This is a genomic window from Streptomyces sp. SPB074 (assembly GCF_000154905.1).
In the GTDB taxonomy this organism is placed as follows: Bacteria; Actinomycetota; Actinomycetes; order Streptomycetales; family Streptomycetaceae; genus Streptomyces.
Genome location: NZ_GG770539.1, coordinates 4327877 through 4329762, shown reverse-complemented (window position 1 = coordinate 4329762; position 1886 = coordinate 4327877). Strand labels below are relative to the sequence as shown.

Genomic DNA, 1886 nt, shown 5'->3' with positions numbered 1-1886 from the left:
CCCACATCCCTCGGCGCTGGACGCCCTTCGGCTCGCCCGCTCCCGACGGCGCCGGGCGGGTCGTGGCCGGCGTTGTGGCCGCGCTCGTCGCGGCTTTCGTGGCGGCCGGGCTCTACGGAGGGCTCATCGGGCTCGTGGAACGGCAGATCTGGTACGGGGCGGTCGGTGTCGGCCTCCTGGTCGGGCTCGCGGCCGGGCGGGTCGGGGGCCGCTCGCCCGTACTCCCCGTCGTCGCCGCGCTGTTCACACTCGGCGGCGTGTACGGGGGACAGCTCCTCGGCGAGGCCGTGGTGGGTGCCAAGCAGCTTCCCGTGAGCGCGTGGGAACTCCTCACGGACCACCTGGGCCTCGTGCGGGAGGCGTGGAGCGCGGACGCGGGCCTTCTCACGGCCGTGTTCTTCGTGATAGCCGCCGCTGCCGCCTTCTCCGCGACGAAGAAGGGCGCGACGCGCGGCTGACGGACCCGGACACGCCGGTGCCCCCTCGCGCGCGAGGCGGAGGGGGCACCTGCCAACGGGTCCCGGACGGTCGCCGCTCGACCGGCCAAGGGCCACCGAGCAACGCGCTCCGACCATCGGGCAACGACCGACAGACAGCGGCCGTCAGGCAGAGGCCGTCAGGCAGCCACCATCCGGCAGCGGCCGATGACAGCCCGGCCGCTCAGCGCTGGTCGTGGCGCGAGGGCGCGACGGTGACCTCGACGCGCTGGAACTCCTTGAGCTCGCTGTAGCCCGTCGTGGCCATCGCGCGGCGCAGGGCGCCGAAGATGTTCATCGAGCCGTCGGGGGTGTGCGAGGGGCCGAGGAGGATCTCCTCGGTCGTGCCGACCGTGCCGAGGTCGACCTTCTTGCCGCGCGGGACGTCCTCGTGGACGGCCTCCATGCCCCAGTGGTGGCCCTGGCCCGGCGCGTCGGTGGCGCGGGCGAGGGGGGAGCCGATCATGACGGAGTCGGCGCCGCAGGCGATGGCCTTCGGGAGGTCGCCGGACCAGCCGACGCCGCCGTCCGCGATGACGTGCACGTACCGGCCGCCGGACTCGTCCATGTAGTCGCGGCGCGCGGCGGCGACGTCGGCGACGGCGGTGGCCATCGGGACCTGGATGCCGAGGACGTTGCGCGTGGTGTGGGCGGCGCCGCCGCCGAAGCCGACGAGGACACCGGCGGCACCGGTGCGCATGAGGTGGAGCGCGGCCGTGTAGGTCGCGCAGCCGCCGACGATGACGGGGACGTCCAGCTCGTAGATGAACTGCTTGAGGTTGAGCGGTTCGGCCGCCGAGGAGACGTGCTCGGCGGAGACCGTCGTGCCGCGGATCACGAAGATGTCGACGCCCGCGTCCACGACCGCCTTGGAGAACTGCGCGGTGCGCTGCGGCGAGAGCGCGGCGGCGGTGACGACGCCGGAGTCGCGGACCTCCTTGATGCGCTGCCCGATCAGCTCTTCCTTGATCGGTGCCGCGTAGATCTCCTGGAGCCGCTTGTTGGCGGTGTCCGCGTCGAGCCCGGCGATCTCGTCCAGCAGGGGCTGCGGGTCCTCGTGCCGGGTCCAGAGCCCTTCGAGGTTGAGGACGCCGAGGCCGCCCAGCTCACCGATGCGGATCGCGGTCGCCGGGGAGACGATCGAGTCCATGGGTGCCGCGAGGAAGGGCAGCTCGAAGCGGTAGGCGTCGATCTGCCAAGCGATCGAGACCTCCTTCGGGTCGCGGGTGCGGCGGCTCGGGACGACGGCGATGTCGTCGAAGGCGTACGCCCTTCGACCGCGCTTGCCGCGTCCGATCTCGATCTCAGTCACCTGGCTGGCCTTTCCCGCTCCGTCGTACTTGCTGGTCCAGTATCCCCCGCGCCGGTCCCCGGCGGTCCTGCCGGGGGTGCGGCGCACGCGCGGCGACG

At 73.0% G+C, this 1886-nt stretch carries 2 protein-coding genes; one reads left to right on the top strand and one right to left on the bottom strand.

Annotated elements, in window-relative coordinates:
• Nucleotides 1-458 (top strand): hypothetical protein (locus SSBG_RS18195; protein WP_234010575.1); only part of this gene is annotated, 458 nt, incomplete at its 5' end.
• Nucleotides 459-660: 202 nt separating this feature from the next.
• Here SSBG_RS18195 and SSBG_RS18190 read toward each other — a convergent pair.
• Nucleotides 661-1788 carry a GuaB3 family IMP dehydrogenase-related protein gene (locus SSBG_RS18190; protein ID WP_008747532.1) on the bottom strand — a complete coding sequence of 376 codons (1128 nt, stop codon included), beginning with the start codon at nucleotides 1786-1788 and terminating at the stop codon, nucleotides 661-663.
• Between the last annotated feature and the right edge of the window lie 98 nt (nucleotides 1789-1886).